This is a genomic window from Halomonas sp. DP8Y7-3, from assembly GCF_019801675.1.
In the GTDB taxonomy this organism is placed as follows: domain Bacteria; phylum Pseudomonadota; class Gammaproteobacteria; order Pseudomonadales; family Halomonadaceae; genus Halomonas; species Halomonas litopenaei_A.
Map to the genome: position 1 here is coordinate 630,192 of NZ_JAHVIO010000009.1, position 14,491 is coordinate 644,682.

The 14,491-nt window shown below is 62.7% G+C and carries 15 protein-coding genes; 13 read left to right on the forward strand and 2 right to left on the reverse strand.

The annotated features are described in order from the left end of the window. Nucleotides 1-58: 58 nt before the first annotated feature. Nucleotides 59-781: a GntR family transcriptional regulator gene (locus tag KUV86_RS12485; protein WP_222483910.1), complete on the reverse strand. Its 723-nt coding sequence runs from the start codon at nucleotides 779-781 to the stop codon at nucleotides 59-61. A 213-nt stretch (nucleotides 782-994) separates the two neighbouring features. Here KUV86_RS12485 and KUV86_RS12490 point away from each other — a divergent pair, with 213 nt between their 5' ends. The 7 genes from KUV86_RS12490 to KUV86_RS12520 all read left to right on the forward strand — a co-directional run bounded on the left by KUV86_RS12490 (nucleotide 995) and on the right by KUV86_RS12520 (nucleotide 7,652). Further along, nucleotides 995-1,279, forward strand: coding sequence for a UxaA family hydrolase (locus tag KUV86_RS12490; RefSeq protein ID WP_206940944.1), 285 nt, complete (start codon nucleotides 995-997; stop codon nucleotides 1,277-1,279). Between the two features lie 2 nt (nucleotides 1,280-1,281). Further along, entirely contained in the window at nucleotides 1,282-2,451 is a 1,170-nt protein-coding gene (locus tag KUV86_RS12495; protein ID WP_206940942.1) for a UxaA family hydrolase, read from the forward strand. Nucleotides 2,452-2,600: 149 nt separating this feature from the next. After that, the gene (locus tag KUV86_RS12500) at nucleotides 2,601-3,566 is read left to right on the forward strand and encodes a tripartite tricarboxylate transporter substrate binding protein (RefSeq protein WP_222484991.1); all 966 of its coding nucleotides are present in this window, start codon (nucleotides 2,601-2,603) and stop codon (nucleotides 3,564-3,566) included. A 10-nt stretch (nucleotides 3,567-3,576) separates the two neighbouring features. Next, nucleotides 3,577-5,103, forward strand: coding sequence for a tripartite tricarboxylate transporter permease (locus KUV86_RS12505; protein ID WP_206940936.1), 1,527 nt, complete (start codon nucleotides 3,577-3,579; stop codon nucleotides 5,101-5,103). Beyond that, complete coding sequence (locus KUV86_RS12510; RefSeq protein ID WP_222484993.1) at nucleotides 5,100-5,591, forward strand: tripartite tricarboxylate transporter TctB family protein; 492 nt, start codon at nucleotides 5,100-5,102, stop codon at nucleotides 5,589-5,591. Before KUV86_RS12505 ends, KUV86_RS12510 begins: the two co-directional genes overlap by 4 nt. Nucleotides 5,592-5,673: 82 nt before the next feature. Next, nucleotides 5,674-6,609 carry a hydroxyacid dehydrogenase gene (locus KUV86_RS12515; RefSeq protein ID WP_222484995.1) on the forward strand — a complete coding sequence of 312 codons (936 nt, stop codon included), beginning with the start codon at nucleotides 5,674-5,676 and terminating at the stop codon, nucleotides 6,607-6,609. Beyond that, a complete protein-coding gene (locus KUV86_RS12520; protein ID WP_222237495.1) occupies nucleotides 6,606-7,652 on the forward strand; it encodes an Ldh family oxidoreductase in 1,047 nt (348 codons plus the stop codon). Before KUV86_RS12515 ends, KUV86_RS12520 begins: the two co-directional genes overlap by 4 nt. 7 nt (nucleotides 7,653-7,659) lie before the next feature. On the opposite strand, the gene KUV86_RS12525 is transcribed toward KUV86_RS12520, so the two are convergent. Further along, complete coding sequence (locus tag KUV86_RS12525) at nucleotides 7,660-8,676, reverse strand: LacI family DNA-binding transcriptional regulator (protein WP_222484997.1); 1,017 nt, start codon at nucleotides 8,674-8,676, stop codon at nucleotides 7,660-7,662. A gap of 225 nt (nucleotides 8,677-8,901) precedes the next feature. Here KUV86_RS12525 and KUV86_RS12530 point away from each other — a divergent pair, with 225 nt between their 5' ends. The 6 genes from KUV86_RS12530 (at nucleotide 8,902) to KUV86_RS12555 (ending at nucleotide 14,482) form a co-directional block, all read left to right on the forward strand. After that, nucleotides 8,902-9,144 (forward strand): hypothetical protein, encoded by a 243-nt coding sequence (locus KUV86_RS12530; RefSeq protein ID WP_206940926.1) that lies wholly within the window; start codon nucleotides 8,902-8,904, stop codon nucleotides 9,142-9,144. Nucleotides 9,145-9,146: 2 nt separating this feature from the next. Then, complete coding sequence (locus KUV86_RS12535; protein ID WP_222483906.1) at nucleotides 9,147-10,319, forward strand: TRAP transporter substrate-binding protein; 1,173 nt, start codon at nucleotides 9,147-9,149, stop codon at nucleotides 10,317-10,319. After that, a complete protein-coding gene (locus KUV86_RS12540; protein ID WP_222484999.1) occupies nucleotides 10,291-10,854 on the forward strand; it encodes a TRAP transporter small permease in 564 nt (187 codons plus the stop codon). The genes KUV86_RS12535 and KUV86_RS12540 overlap by 29 nt, the downstream gene beginning before the upstream one ends. A gap of 11 nt (nucleotides 10,855-10,865) precedes the next feature. After that, nucleotides 10,866-12,176: a TRAP transporter large permease gene (locus KUV86_RS12545; protein WP_206940921.1), complete on the forward strand. Its 1,311-nt coding sequence runs from the start codon at nucleotides 10,866-10,868 to the stop codon at nucleotides 12,174-12,176. Between the two features lie 228 nt (nucleotides 12,177-12,404). After that, entirely contained in the window at nucleotides 12,405-13,718 is a 1,314-nt protein-coding gene (hisD, locus tag KUV86_RS12550) for a histidinol dehydrogenase (protein WP_222485001.1), read from the forward strand. Continuing rightward, nucleotides 13,715-14,482: an SDR family NAD(P)-dependent oxidoreductase gene (locus tag KUV86_RS12555; RefSeq protein WP_206940917.1), complete on the forward strand. Its 768-nt coding sequence runs from the start codon at nucleotides 13,715-13,717 to the stop codon at nucleotides 14,480-14,482. The genes hisD and KUV86_RS12555 overlap by 4 nt, the downstream gene beginning before the upstream one ends. Nucleotides 14,483-14,491 lie beyond the last annotated feature (9 nt).

Below are 14,491 nucleotides of genomic sequence, written 5' to 3' on the forward strand. Positions count from 1 at the left end.
GCAATGATGCCGGCCTTTTTTGTCTTTTTGACCCGCCCATTAGCTGCCGTTAGCCACTTTACAACTCATTGAAGTAACAATGATGGCGTGTCTCGCAACGGGATACGCGGTATTCCAGTGCCTGGTCCTGAATATCCTTGGCAATGCGCCGAATCTCCAGAATAGGTCTTCCTTCCGCAATGCCCAGATGGGTCTGCTCATCCTTGCTTGCCGCCACCGCAAACAGGCGCTCCTCGGCGTGGCTTACGTTGCTGCCAAAGCGCTGCTGATACAGCTGGTACAGCGTGTTGGGCAGGGTTTCTGGATGGCTGTCCAGCGTGGCAAATCGCTCGGCACATACCACCACATCCTCAAGCAGTGCGGGGGTGCCTTCGAGCTCTCGTACCCGTTGAATGTGAATGACCTCAGCGCCATGGGCGAGTGCCAGTGCCTCACGTTCTTGTTCGCTTGCCTGGCGCTTCGTTCTGACCAGGATTCGCGACGTCGGTAGGGATCGCGTGCCGTCCAGTCGTGTGAGGTGGAAGAAGCGAAATAGCGAGCTGTCCTGATCGTGGGTGGCGACCACGGTTCCCTTGCCCTGATAGCGAATGACCACATTGTCGCTGGCCAGGGAGTCCAGTGCCTTGCGTAGTGTGCCCACGCTGACCTTGTACTCGTTGGCGAGCGCGGATTCGCTGGGAATAAACGTGCCGGGCGCCCATTCGCCGGACACGATGCGTTGCAGCAGGACGTCCTTGATCTGCTGATATAGCGGGCGATAGCTGAGGTTGGGTTGTTCCATCGGATGTCCTTTCTTCGTTCCGCGAGGTCCGGTGCTTGCTGGACAGTATAGCGGTGGCCACCTGTAGATGATACTTGACTGTACTATATCCTATGTCCTATACATGAGTTGCGAGGGCGGCAAGCGTCGCCCGAGACCACCCGGCCATGATCAGGCCGTCCGGTCAGCTGGCGATATCACAACGTCAATAACATTCGTTCAGGAGAGCACAGCATGAGCATCGATTTTGTGGTTCACGATGCCGACGACAGCGTCGGGGTCGTGGTGGTGGAGGGAATCAAGGCAGGGCAAACCCTGACCGGCTGGGTGATGCACCAGGACCAGACCGTGACCTTTGCCGTCAGCAATGACATTCCAATTGGCCACAAGCTGGCCACGCGAGATCTGGCCGAGGGCGACACCGTGATCAAGTACGGGGTGGACATCGGTCGGGTGGTCAAGCCGATCAAGCAGGGTGAGCACCTTCACGTCCACAACGTCAAAACCAAGAGGTGGTAAGCATGGAAATCAAGGGACGCAAGTTTCAGGGATATCGTCGCGAGAATGGCCGGGTGGGCGTACGTAACCACGTGATCGTGCTGCCGGTGGATGATATTTCCAACGCTGCCGCCGAGGCCGTGGCCAATAACATCAAGGGCGCGCTGGCGCTGCCGCACCCTTATGGCCGACTGCAGTTCGGTGCTGACCTGGATCTCCACTTTCGTACGCTGATTGGTACAGGCTGCAACCCCAACGTGGCAGCGGTGATCGTCATCGGCATCGAGCCGGGCTGGACCAACAAGGTGGTGGATGGCATCAAGACCACCGGCAAGCCGGTCGAGGGCTTCTGGATCGAACAGAATGGCGATCACAACACCATCTGCGCCGCCTCCAAGAAGGCCAAGGAATTCGTCCAGTACGCCAGCGAGATCCAGCGCGAAGAGTGCGACATCAGCGAGCTGTGGGTGTCCACCAAGTGCGGCGAATCGGACACCACCTCCGGCTGCGGTGCCAACCCTACCGTCGGTGATGCGTTCGACAAGCTGTATGACGCGGGCTGCACCTTGGTGTTCGGTGAAACGTCAGAGCTGACTGGTGGTGAACACCTGGTGGCCGAGCGCTGCGCAACGCCGGAAGTACGCCAGCAGTTCCAGGCCATGTTCGATCGCTACAGCGCCATGATTGATCGTCACAAGACCAGTGACCTGTCCGAGTCCCAGCCGACCAAGGGCAACATCGAGGGCGGCCTGACCACTATCGAAGAGAAGGCGCTGGGCAACATTCAGAAGATCGGTCGTCGCTGCAAGGTCGATGGCGTGCTCGACAAGGCCGAGACCCCGGACAAGCCAGGGCTATGGTTCATGGATTCTTCGTCCGCGGCTGCCGAAATGGTCACGCTGTGCGCGGCTGCCGGTTATGTGGTGCACTTCTTCCCGACCGGCCAGGGCAACGTGATCGGCAATCCCATCCTGCCGGTCGTCAAGATCTGCGCCAATCCGCGCACGGTGCGCACCATGAGCGAGCATATCGACGTGGATGTATCCTCCATCCTCAAGCGCGAGATCAACATGGAAGAAGCGGGTGATCAGCTGCTCGAGATGATGGTGCGCACGGCCAACGGCCGACATACCGCCGCCGAAGCGCTGGGTCATCGGGAGTTCGTGTTGACGCGTCTCTACGAAAGCGCCTGAGACCGCGACACTGCTAGTGCAAGGTCCTCCCGGCAGTGGTCGGGAGGTTCGACGCGTTTGGAAAAGAAAGTTGTGCAAGAACGGCGAGCGATGTGGGCTCGCCACTCAGATCCTGACCACCCCATAACGACAATATCAGGAGTCACGTCATGCGCCTTTCCACTACCTTCACACTGACTGCGATGCTGGCAGCATCCTCCCTTGTCGCTCCGCTGGCGATGGCGGAAGCCGAGGACTTTCCGTCGAAGGATATCCAGTATGTCATTCCCTTTGGTCCCGGGGGCGAGTCCGATATCAGCGCCCGCCTGCAGCAAAAGTACTTTCAGGAGCTGACCGGCGAGCAACTGGTCATCCAGTACATGCCCGGAGGCGGCGGAGCGGTCGGCTGGTCGCAGCTCAATGACATGTCTGCCGATGGCTATACCATCATGGGGACCAACCTGCCCCATATTGTGCTCAAACCCATGGGCAAGGATGCTGGATTCGCTACCCAGGACATCCATAACTTCACCTTCTTCCACTATTCACCGGATGCCATTCTGGTCAATGCCGACAGCCCTTATCAGACCCTTGAAGAGCTGGTCGAAGCGGCGCGCCAGGCCTCTGGCGCCGTGACCTTTTCGGGCAGCGGCACCTACAGCGCCAATGACGTGGCCAATACGCGTTTTCAGCAGCTGGCGGACGTGACCACCACCTATATTCCCTTCAAGGGCACCGGCGCTGCCGTCACCGCGCTGCTCGGTGGCCAGGTTCAGGCGGAGTGGGGCTACACCACGGTCGCCGCCAATCATCAGGACAAGGTGCGCATGCTGGCGGTCGCGGCTGACGAGCGGCATCCGCTGTTCCCCGATGTTCCGACCTTTCAGGAACTGGGCTACGACATGGTAGGCGGTGCCTACCGTGGCATGGCGGTGCCTGCTGGCACCCCCGACGCGGTCACGGCCAAGCTGTCGCAGATCTTCGGCGAGATCAATCAGAACCCGCAGTTCCGCCAGGAAATGGAGGATCTGGGGTTCGTCCTGCTGGATGTCGGCAATGATGAGGTAGCGGATTTTCTGGTGGAACAGAGCGCCCAGTACGAGACCAGTGCACGAGAACTCGGCTTGATCGATTGAGGTTACGATCATGGAGCTCATCACTCATGCTCTCGGCGCGCTGTCGCCGCTGAATCTTGCGCTGGCCTTGCTGGGCGTCACCGCCGGCATCGTGATCGGCGCGCTGCCAGGGCTATCTGCCACCATGGCGGTGGCCGTGCTGGTCCCTGTCACCTTCGGCATGGCACCTGAGTCTGCGCTGATCATGCTGGGTGCCATCTATACCGGCGCCATCTACGGCGGCTCCTATTCCGCCATTCTGGTGAACACGCCTGGGACACCCTCGGCGATTGCCACTACCTTCGACGGCTACCCCATGGCGCAGCGGGGTGATGGTGATCTGGCCGTCACCCTGTCGACCATTGCCTCGGTGGTGGGGGGGCTGGTGGGGGTGCTGGCGCTACTGCTGCTGGCCCCCTTGCTGGCCCAGGTGGCTCTCAGCTTTGGCCCGGTCGAGTATTTCTGGCTGGCGATCTTCGGGCTCACCCTGATCTCTGCGCTGTCCGAGGACTCGACCCTGAAGGGCTTCATGGGGGCTGGCCTGGGACTATTGCTGTCCACGGTCGGCGTCGCGGTGATTGGTGGTGATATCCGCTACACCTACGGGATGCCGGTGTTGCTCGGCGGCATCGAGACCGTGTCGGCGCTGATCGGACTCTACTGTATTCCGGTACTGATCGACCTGGTGGCGACCCCAGCGGCTCATCTTAAAGTCGACGACGCATCCCGCGGCGTACGCTTCCGCGAGGGCCTGGGTGAGGCGATCAGGGGCAAGTGGAACCTGCTGCGCTCTGCGACCATCGGCACCGGCGTGGCGATCCTGCCTGGTGCCGGCGGTTCCATCGCCAGTCTGGTGTCCTACTCCGAGGCGCGTCGCGTGGCCAAGGACCCAGGCTCCTTCGGCAAGGGCAACCCACAGGGCGTGCTGGCGACCGAGTCTGCCAACAATGCCACCGTGGGCGGAGGGTTCATTCCTACGCTGGTTCTGGGCATTCCCGGCACGCCGCCGGATGCGGTGATCCTGGGGGCCTTGCTGGTGCAGGGATTTCGCACCGGGCCGGAGCTGTTCACCACCAACGCCGGCATCACCTACACCTTTGTGGCGGGGCTGTTCCTGGCGACCTGCCTGTTGCTGCCATTGGGCCTGTTGATCGGGCGCTACGCCTTCAAGTCGATCATCGCCATTCCCAAGGCGCTGCTGGTACCTACGATTGCCTTCATGACGGTGATCGGGACCTACGCCATACGCAACAGCGCCAGCGACGTCATGATCATGCTCTGCCTGGGCGTGGTGGGGTGGGTGCTGAACCGCTATGGCTTTCGGCCTTCACCCATTGTGCTGGGACTGATTCTGGGGCCCATCGCCGAGCAGGGTTTCGTCCAGGGGTTCTTGATGGGACGTGCCAGCGGCTCCGTGGTCGGCACCTTCTTCGGAGGGCCGATCAGCCTGACCATCATCGCGCTATCGCTGTTGAGCGTCTTCTACCCGTTGGTCAAGGCGCGCCGCGTCGCCAAGCGGCAGGGCAACAACAGCCTTAACGAGGAGGTGTCGTCATGACGGCTGACAAGTCGATGCGTGCCGTACCGGCCGCCCGCTCTCGCGTCAGTGAGGTGCTGTTGCCCGTGCTGTTTATGGTGGGCGCTGGCCTTTGCCTGTGGGAAACCCGCCAGATGAGCCAGTTGGGTGCAGTGTTTCCTGCGGTCATCTCCGCAGGGGTGATGGTAGCCGCAGCGCTGCGGCTGGCGCAGTTGCTGCTGCGCGGGGTGATCGAGGGGAGCCCGGCGGGGGGAGGCTCCAGGCCTCGACGCCTGGCGCTGGTCGGGGTCATGTCGGTGTGGGCCCTGGCACTGCCATGGCTCGGGTTTCTGCTGACCGGCGTTGGCAGCTTCGTGGCCTTGATGGCGGTGGCGCAGTATCAGCAATGGACGCGCAAGCGCTTGGCCGGACACCTGTTGGCCGGCTGTCTGCTGGTGGCGTTCTTCTACGTGCTCTTCGCCGTGGTACTCAATGTGCCGCTACCTACGGGACGCTGGCTTGCGGCATGACCCCCACCCACCCCCCTGTCGTCCCCTGTGGCGGGCGAGATGTCCGCAGCAGGGGTGGGCAGGCAACAAGGAGAAGATCGTCATGGCCAGGATCGTGATTTCGGAGTTCATGGACGAGCGGGCGGTGGCCTGGCTCGCTCAACAGCATGACGTGGTGATGGACCCTCAGCTGGTCGATCAGCCCGAGCGACTGCGGGAAGCCGTCAGCCAGTGCGAGGCGCTGATCGTTCGCAACCGCACCCAGGTGGATAGTGCGCTGCTGGCGGCAGCCCCCCATCTCAAGGTGGTGGGACGCCTCGGGGTGGGACTCGACAACATCGCCCTGGACGAGTGCGCAAGGCGCGGGATCGAGGTCAAGCCCGCCCAGGGCGGAAACGCCGATTCGGTGGCGGAGTACGTGGTGACTGGCGCCTTGATGTTGAGACGCCGGGCGTACGCGTCCACTGAGGCGATGCTGCAAGGCCAGTGGCCCCGTCAGGCACTGATGGGCTGCGAGGTGAAGGGCGCAGTCATGGGGTTGGTCGGGCTTGGAGTGATTGCCCGGGCGACCGCTCGACTCGCCATGGGATTGGGCATGCAGGTACAGGCTTACGATCCGCATGTGCCGGCCAGTGACCCCGTGTGGCAGACGATAGATCGGTGCGAAACGCTGAACGATCTTCTCGGGCGTGCCGATGTGCTCAGTCTGCATGTACCGCTGGTGGATCAGACGCGCCACCTGCTGGATCGCGAGCGGCTTTTCCGCATGAAACCCCAGTCCGTGCTGATCAATGCGGCGCGGGGTGGCGTGGTCGACGAAGCTGCCCTGGCGGAAGCGCTGACGAGCGGTCATCTGGCGGGCGCCATGCTGGACGTCTTCGAACAGGAACCTCTGGCGGCGGGGTCGGTGCTGGAGGGGGCGCCTAACCTGATCCTGACACCGCACATTGCCGGAGTGACGGAGGAATCCAATCAGCGTATCAGTCAGATGACGGCAGAGAACGTGGCCATCATGCTGACGTCTGAGGAGGTGTCATGAAGCAAGCTGAACAACCCAGCGAGGGCGCGCTGCCGCAGACCACAGCGCTGAGCCGGGAGCAGGCCGGCCACCTCGCCATGCAGGCAATGCTGGCCAGGGGCTTCGCCGAGCGCGAGGCGACGCTGACGGTAACAGCATTGCTGGACGCCGAGCGCGACGGCTTGCCGTCTCACGGCCTGTCGCGACTGCCGTTCTATCTCGATCAAGCCGCCACCGGCAAGGTCAATGCCAGGGCGGTGCCCCGGGTGACGCGAGACGGGGCCGTCGTGCGGGTAGATGCTGATCAGGGGCTCGCCTTTCCTGCGGTGGCTCGCGGCCTTGAAGAAGGCCAGAAGGTGGCTGCCGAGTTGGGGGTCTGCGCTGTCTCCGTCGGACGCTCACACCATTTCGGCGTCGCTGGCGCTCCGGTGGAGAGCGCTGCCATGGACGGCTTCATGGCACTGGCCTTCAGCAACGCACCTTCGGCCATGGCGCCCTGGGGCGGTCACAAGCCACTGTTTGGCACCAACCCGATTGCCTTCGCCTGTCCGCGATGCTCTGGCCCACCGATGGTGCTCGACCTGTCCCTGTCCAAGGTGGCCAGAGGCAAGGTCATGCTGGCCCGCAAGGCCGGGCAATCTATCCCCGAGGGCTGGGCGGTCGGGCCCGATGGCCTGCCGACCACGGACCCGGACCTGGCCATTCAGGGCAGCATGGTGCCCGCCGGAGATGCCAAGGGTGCGGCCCTGGCGATGATGGTCGAACTGCTCTGCGCGGGCCTTTCCGGCAGTCGCTTCGGGTTTGAGGCGGGGTCGTTCTTTGAAGCCGAAGGTGAGCCCCCCGAAGTGGGCCACCTGATCCTGCTGTTCGATGCGGCTCGCTTTGCGCCCAACGTGCTGTCGCGTTGTGAAACCCTGTTTGCGGCGATGCTCGACCAGCCGGGGGTGCGCTTGCCTGGTGACCGCCGCCGCCAGCTTCGGCAGCAGGGTGGAGACCGCATTTCCTTGCCCGCCGGGTTGGTGGCAGAGCTTTCAGACATCGCCAGGAGCTTCTCCGGGGGCTAGGGATGTACTAGTCAGGAACAGGCCCCGTGGATTGGCGCAGCTTCACCTGCGCCTCCAGGGTGATATCCGCTGGTCGATGTCCGTGGCGTATCCACCCCATCAGCGCATCGGCCGCCTGGATGCCGATGTCCTTGGCGGGAACCGAGACGGTGGTCAAGGCGGGCGTCATGAACGCCGCCTGGGGCAGGTCATCAAAGCCGGTGATGGAGAGGGCATTGGGCACCCTGACACCACGGCGCTGTGCTTCCAGCAAGGCCCCTAACGCCAGGGTGTCGTTGCCACACAGCAGGGCGCTGGGTGGGCGGTCGGACGTCAGTAGACGCGCGCAGGCCGCCGCGCCCTCAGCAATGCCATAGTCCACGACCTCTATCTGAGGTGCCGGGCATTCCGCAGCGGTCAGGGTGTCGGTAAACCCTTGGAGACGTGCCCTGGCGCGGTCGTTCTGGCCGAAGGGGGCCGTGATAATGCCAAAGCGTCGGTGGCCCAGGCCAAGCAGATGCTGGACCAGCTGGCGGGCGGCTGCGGCATTGTCAAAGCCGATACAAGGCCCCTGGGCCGTGGTAGAGGTCTGCCAGGAGGTCACGAAGGGCAGTTGTCGCTGCTGTAGCAGTGCATATGTCTGATCGTGATGCTCGTGGCCAATCAGCACGATACCGTCGACCCCATGCTGGACCAGCGTGCGCAGTGCCTGCAGCTCGTCATCCAGGTCGTAACGATAGGTCGCCAGCAGCAGGCGACAGTCATGTCCCTTGAGCTGGCGCTCGAGGTTGTCGGCCATGGTGCCGAAGATCGGGTTGTCGAGCGTGGGCACCAGCGCGCCGATTGCCCCTATGCGCCGCGATGCCAGCGCCCGGGCCGAGCCATCCGGCACGTAACCCAGCCGAGCCACTGCAGACTCGACCTTGGCCTTGAGTCGCTCGCTGACGTGGGGGGCCTGGTTGAGCACGCGCGATACCGACGCGGTGGACACGCCGGCTTCCCGGGCGACGTCTTCCAATAGGGTTCTTCGCTGGCGCTCACTCATCTGGTGTCCTCGCTCGGTGGTATAGCCGGTTTGGCCTTTAGTCCTATAGAGGACTTTTTTCTGGACAGGTCCTATAGAGGAATCTACCTTGAGTAGTACGCTTTGTAAGCGCTTACAAAAATAATCTGACCAAAGTGTAGCACCGAGTGTCCATGCCTGCTGACGTCGTTTGGAGCGCTGGCCAACACTCGACACAACGCCAACGAAAGACCGGAGCCGCCTCTTATGTCCAGGTCGTCATCTGCTGCCAAGCCACTGCTTTGGCTAGCCATTCTTTTATTCGCCGCGTTCTTCATCAACGTTGCCATCCAACGCTATCTGCCGGGCCTATGGACCATGGGGGCGGCGGAGGAGGGCATTCTGCTCGCTGCTGCCACCGCCACCTTCGTATCGGCCTGCCTCAAGTTCGAGGCTGGCATGAAGGCGGAGGCGGAGGCGACGTCTACCGCACAACAACAAGGACAATAATCATGCTTGCACGCCACTTCGACACCACGGCCGACGGAGCGCCCAGCCAGCCGGAACGACGCCATTTCCTGGGCAGCGTTGCGCGTTTCGGCTTCACTGCTGCCATTATCGGCGCGGTGGGAGGAACACTGTTCTCCGAGCGCGCCATGGCGGCCACCGCCAAGGAAGAGTCCGAGCGGGAGTCTGCCGCGGAGATGACCCTGGTCATGGCCACCGGCTACACGCTGGGGGCCTCCCGGGCGTATCCCATCATGCAACTCAACCTCAAGGAGAACCTGCAGAACTTCTCAGGCGGTCGCCTGTACGTGAAGTTGGCACCCGGTGGTCAGCTGGGCGCCGGGGGAGGTCTGATCACCAAGGTCCAGAATGGCACCATCGCCATGGCCCAGCATTCGCTGTCCAACCTCTCCGCCTTTGCCCCTGAGGTCGACCTGATCAATATCCCCTACTGGTGCGGTGACAACCAGCGGCTGGTCAACCTGGTCACTTCTGATGCATGGCGTGAGGTGGTCCATCACAAGGTGGAGGAGCGCGGTTTCAAGGTGCTGTCGTATATCTGTATCGACCCGCGCACCGTTGCCGTGCGTGAGGGCTTGCTCGACGGTCCCGTGCGCGTACCCGACGACATCGCCGGTATCAAGTTCCGCGTGCCGTCTTCCCAGATTCTTCAGCAAGTCTATCGTCTGGCCGGTGCCAACCCCACGCCGGTGGCCTGGGGCGAAACCTCCTCTGCCATCAAGCAGGGCGTGGCCGATGCCCTGGATCCCAGCGTGCAGGCATTGCTGGTATTCGGGTTTACCGATGTGCTGTCGAGCATCTCCACTATCCAGTCGGTACCCGACGCCCAGGTCTACACCTGCAACAAGGCCTGGTTCGATGGGCTGGATGCGGCACTGCAGGAAAGCGTGCTGGCGGCAGCCGATGTGACCTTCCGCGAGAATCTGGCCAAGGTGCCGGCGGCGCGAGCCTATGCCTACGACCAGATGCGCCAGGCGGGAGTAGAGGTCTATATCCCGGATGAGGATGAGCGCAGCCAGTGGAAGGAGAAGTGTGGCCACCAGCTGGCGGCCTGGGATGCGACCAAGCGCGAGCTGGCCGGTTCACTGGAGGCCTTTGATTCATTGCTGGAAGCTGCGGAGGTGTCAAATGGCTATTACGTCGACAGCAACGCCTAAGGACAACCGCTGGCACGCGCTCAGACTGCGCTGGGATGCCGTTGATCGGCGCACCGAGCGCTGGCTGCTGCTGACCTTTTATGCGCTGATCATCCTGACTATCGCGGTGGAAGTCATCCGCCGCTTTGTCCTCAACTACTCCTCGGTGTGGGGCGAAGAGCTGGCCCGCTATGCCTTCATCTATCTGGCTTGGCTGGCCGCAGCGGCGGCGGTGCGTGACCGTGCCCATATTCGCATCGACGTCTTGATCAACCTGGGCGGCCCAAGGATGAAGCGATTGGGATGGTGGATCACCGATGTGTGCACGCTGGTACTGGCCGTATGGGCGCTCTACCTGTCTGTCGCACCGGTCCTGACGTCCATCCAGTTCGGATCGGTGACGCCGGGCCTGCGGGTGTCCCAGGCGCTGTTTCTCGCCGCCATTCCCATGGGCTTCCTGCTGATCGCCTGGCGGGTGATCCAGTGCATGCTGGCCGATATCCGTCGGATGCAGCGCGGAGACCCCGTGTTCGATGGCCAGAAGCTCTTCGACTGAGGTGATGCGTCATGGAATTCATGGAACTTCAGCAGGCTGCGGCCTCGCTTGACTGGACCTTCTACGCGCCGCTGACCGCCCTGGTCGTGATGATTCTGGTTGGCGTGCCCATCTGGGTGGCCATAGGGCTCGGCACGCTTGGCATGTTGACCTTCACCGAGGCATTGCCACTGTCCGTCTTCGGTGAGTCACTGTTCGAGGGGATCAATGCCTTCGCGCTGATTGCGGTGCCGCTGTTTATCCTCACCGGTGACGCCTTGGTGCGCTCAGGGCTGTCCGGCAAACTGCTCGATGTGGCGGAGGCTAGTGTCGGAGGGCTCAAGACGGGCCTTGGCAACTCCACCACCCTGGGCTGCGGCTTTTTCGCCTGTATCTCAGGCTCCGATGCGGCAGGCGCGGCGGCGGTTGGCCGCATGACCATTCCTCGCCTGGTGGAGCGGGGCTACCCGCTCCCGGCGGCCTGTGCGCTGGTCGCCTCGGGAGCCTGTACCGGCATTTTGATTCCTCCCTCGATTGCCTACATCGTCATGGGGCTGGTACTTGGCATGTCGGCGTCGACGCTGTTTCTGGCTGCGGCCATTCCCGGGGTTATGGTCATGATCTCGGTCATGGCGACCAATATGGTGCTCAATCGGCGCTATGGCTTCGAAGGCGATCGAGAGCGATTTTCCTGGAAGCGCTGGCTCGACACCGTATGGGATGCCCGTTGGGCACTGTTTGTGCCGGTGGTGATCCTGGGCGGCATCTATACCGGTATCTTCACCCCTACCGAAGCGGCCGCGGTGGCCGTGGTGGTAGTGGTCATCATCGGTCTGCGCCAGGGACGGCTGACGCTGGGAGATATCCCGCGCATGCTGGAAAGCTCGGCCAGGGTGTGCGGCGTCATCGTGCCCATCATCGCGGTATCGCTGCCGCTGGCGCAGAGCCTGGCCAGCCTCGATATTCCCCAGACGCTGGTGAGCGGCATCAGCGGGCTCACCGATGCACCATGGCTGATGATCCTGCTGATGATCGGCATTCTGGTACTGGCGGGATGCGTCATGGAGACCACTCCCAACATCGTCATCCTGGCGCCGCTGCTGTTGCCGGTCGCTCAGGAGGCCGGCATGAACGACTTCCACTTTGCCATCTTGATGGTCACCACCCTGGGGCTTGGCTTTATCACGCCACCGCTGGGGCTCAACCTGTTCGTGGTGTCAGGACTGACCCGATGCTCGGTGCTGGCGATTGCCCGTTACGCGGTGCCCTTCGTGCTCGGCATGTTGATCGTCGTGTTGATGATTGCCTATCTGCCGTGGCTGTCCACCTGGGCGCTGGGATAACGGTACAGCGAAATGGACGAGGGAGGACGCCTGTGCCTCCCTCTTTTAAGGCGTCATTTGTAAGCGCTTACATTGGATGCAACGTAGCGCAGCGCAACGACTTGATGCGTCACAACGTGAGCAACGCCACTGGCTTAGACGGCCGAGCCGGTGGCACCTACTTGGAGCTGCGCATGCCCAGGCAGGCGCGGTGATCCACATTGGCCGATCACATCTAGGAGAAACATCATGGCAATTCATTACTACAAGCAAGCCGACAAGAATGCCTCCAGCAACGACGACCAGACCCGTGAGGTGGTGTCGCGCATGCTCGCCGAGATTGAAGCGGGAGGAGAGGACAAGGCGCGGGAGTACTGTCGCGAACTGGATGGTTGGAGCGGTGATGTGATCGTCGGCCGTGACCAGATCGAAGCGGCCAAGGAAAAGGTGCCAGAACAGCTCAAGCAGGATATTCACTTCGCCTACGAGCGAGTCAGCCGCTTCGCCGCTGCCCAGCGTGACAGCATTCAAGGGTTCGAGACCGAGTTGTCGCCCGGCTTGTTTGCCGGCCAGAAGCTGATTCCCATGGAAACGGCCGGCTGCTACGTACCAGGGGGACGTTACGCCCATATCGCCTCGGCGATCATGAGCGTGGCGACGGCCAAGGTGGCTGGCGTCAAGAATGTGGTGGCCTGTTCGGTGCCCCGTGACGAGAACGGCATTCACCCGGCGATCCTGTATGCCATGGACCTGGCCGGGGCGGACGTCATTCTGCAGATGGGTGGCGTTCAAGGCATTGCGTCCATGGCCTTTGGTCTGTTCACCGGCAAGCCTGCCGACATCCTTGTCGGTCCCGGCAACCGCTTTGTGGCAGAGTCCAAGCGCCAGCTGTTTGGCCGCTGTGGCATCGACATGTTTGCCGGGCCTACCGAGATCGGCATCATCGCCGATGACAGCGCCGACCCCGACATCGTGGTGGAGGACCTGGTGGGCCAGGCAGAGCATGGCCCGGATTCCCCCGCCTGGCTGTTCACGACGTCCCGACGTCTGGCCGAAGCGGTGGATGCGCGGATCCAGACACGTATCGATGCATTGCCTGACACCCAACGCAAGGCCGCGGACGCCGCCTGGCGCGACTACGGCGAAATCATCATATGCGACAGCCGTGAAGAGGCGGTCGAGGTCAGCGATCGCTATGCCTCTGAGCACCTGGAGCTGCAGGTCGAGGACCTGGACTGGTGGATGGCGAGGTTGAACAGCTACGGGTCGCTGTTCGTGGGGGAGGAAGCGTCGGTGGCCTTTGGTGACAAGTGTTCTGGCACCAACCACATCCTGCCGACCAAGGGGGCTGCGCGCTACACCGGCGGGCTGTGCGCCCAGAAGTTCCTCAAGATCGTGACCTACCAGCGTCAGAGCCGTGAGGCCACGCGTACCGTTGCCGCTACCGCCGCGCGACTTTCCCGCTGTGAGGGCATGGAGGGTCACGCGCGTACCGGCGACATCCGTCTGGCCAAGTACTATCCCGACGAGATTTTCCAGCTGGCGGTAGAAGACGAGGTATGAGCATGCGTCCTGACTTTCATCTAGCCGGTCGGGTGGCGCTGGTCACTGGGGGCAGTAGTGGTCTGGGGCGCGCCATCGGTGAAGCACTGGCGGCGAGTGGTGCTCGGGTCGTGTTGACGGCCAGGCGAGCAGAGGCGTTGGCCGACGGTGTTGATGTGATCTGTCGGGAGGGCGGCCAGGCGGCCGCTCTTGCTGCCGATCTGGCCGACCCGCATGGGCTTGACGAGGTGGCGCGGCGTGCCGCTGAACCCTTCGGCGAGCCCACCATTCTGGTCAATGCGGCAGGGGTCAATCTGCGCCAGCCGATGGGCGAGGTCGATCTTGCCGCCTGGGAACTGACGCTGCAGTTGCACCTGGGAACCCCGTTCTTCCTGTCCCGAGCCCTGGTGCCTGGCATGCGCCGGGCAGGCTACGGCCGCATCATCAATCTGGCCTCGTTGCAGTCGAGTCGCGCCTTTCCCGACAGCGCCCCCTATGGCGCGGCCAAGGGGGGAATTGCCCAGCTGACTCGCGCCATGGCGGAGGCCTGGTCGCGGCATGGGGTCAACGCCAACGCGCTGGCGCCTGGCTTCTTCCCCACCGAACTCACCTCGCCGGTATTCGGCGACGCTGAACGATCCGAGGCGTTGGCACGCCAGACCGCCATTGGACGCAACGGGCGGCTCGAGGACATCGCGGGGCCGGCAGTCTTTCTGGCATCACCGGCATCGGCCTATGTCACCGGGCAGATCTTGCATGTCGATGGCGGTTTCACCGCCAAGTAAACCAGGAGA

Coding starts and splice junctions, on each gene's coding strand:
- KUV86_RS12485 (WP_222483910.1), bottom strand. CDS start 781: ATGGAACAACCCAACCTCAGCTATCGCCCGCTATATCAGCAGATCAAG.
- KUV86_RS12490 (WP_206940944.1), top strand. CDS start 995: ATGAGCATCGATTTTGTGGTTCACGATGCCGACGACAGCGTCGGGGTC.
- KUV86_RS12495 (WP_206940942.1), top strand. CDS start 1,282: ATGGAAATCAAGGGACGCAAGTTTCAGGGATATCGTCGCGAGAATGGC.
- KUV86_RS12500 (WP_222484991.1), top strand. CDS start 2,601: ATGCGCCTTTCCACTACCTTCACACTGACTGCGATGCTGGCAGCATCC.
- KUV86_RS12505 (WP_206940936.1), top strand. CDS start 3,577: ATGGAGCTCATCACTCATGCTCTCGGCGCGCTGTCGCCGCTGAATCTT.
- KUV86_RS12510 (WP_222484993.1), top strand. CDS start 5,100: ATGACGGCTGACAAGTCGATGCGTGCCGTACCGGCCGCCCGCTCTCGC.
- KUV86_RS12515 (WP_222484995.1), top strand. CDS start 5,674: ATGGCCAGGATCGTGATTTCGGAGTTCATGGACGAGCGGGCGGTGGCC.
- KUV86_RS12520 (WP_222237495.1), top strand. CDS start 6,606: ATGAAGCAAGCTGAACAACCCAGCGAGGGCGCGCTGCCGCAGACCACA.
- KUV86_RS12525 (WP_222484997.1), bottom strand. CDS start 8,676: ATGAGTGAGCGCCAGCGAAGAACCCTATTGGAAGACGTCGCCCGGGAA.
- KUV86_RS12530 (WP_206940926.1), top strand. CDS start 8,902: ATGTCCAGGTCGTCATCTGCTGCCAAGCCACTGCTTTGGCTAGCCATT.
- KUV86_RS12535 (WP_222483906.1), top strand. CDS start 9,147: ATGCTTGCACGCCACTTCGACACCACGGCCGACGGAGCGCCCAGCCAG.
- KUV86_RS12540 (WP_222484999.1), top strand. CDS start 10,291: ATGGCTATTACGTCGACAGCAACGCCTAAGGACAACCGCTGGCACGCG.
- KUV86_RS12545 (WP_206940921.1), top strand. CDS start 10,866: ATGGAATTCATGGAACTTCAGCAGGCTGCGGCCTCGCTTGACTGGACC.
- hisD (WP_222485001.1), top strand. CDS start 12,405: ATGGCAATTCATTACTACAAGCAAGCCGACAAGAATGCCTCCAGCAAC.
- KUV86_RS12555 (WP_206940917.1), top strand. CDS start 13,715: ATGAGCATGCGTCCTGACTTTCATCTAGCCGGTCGGGTGGCGCTGGTC.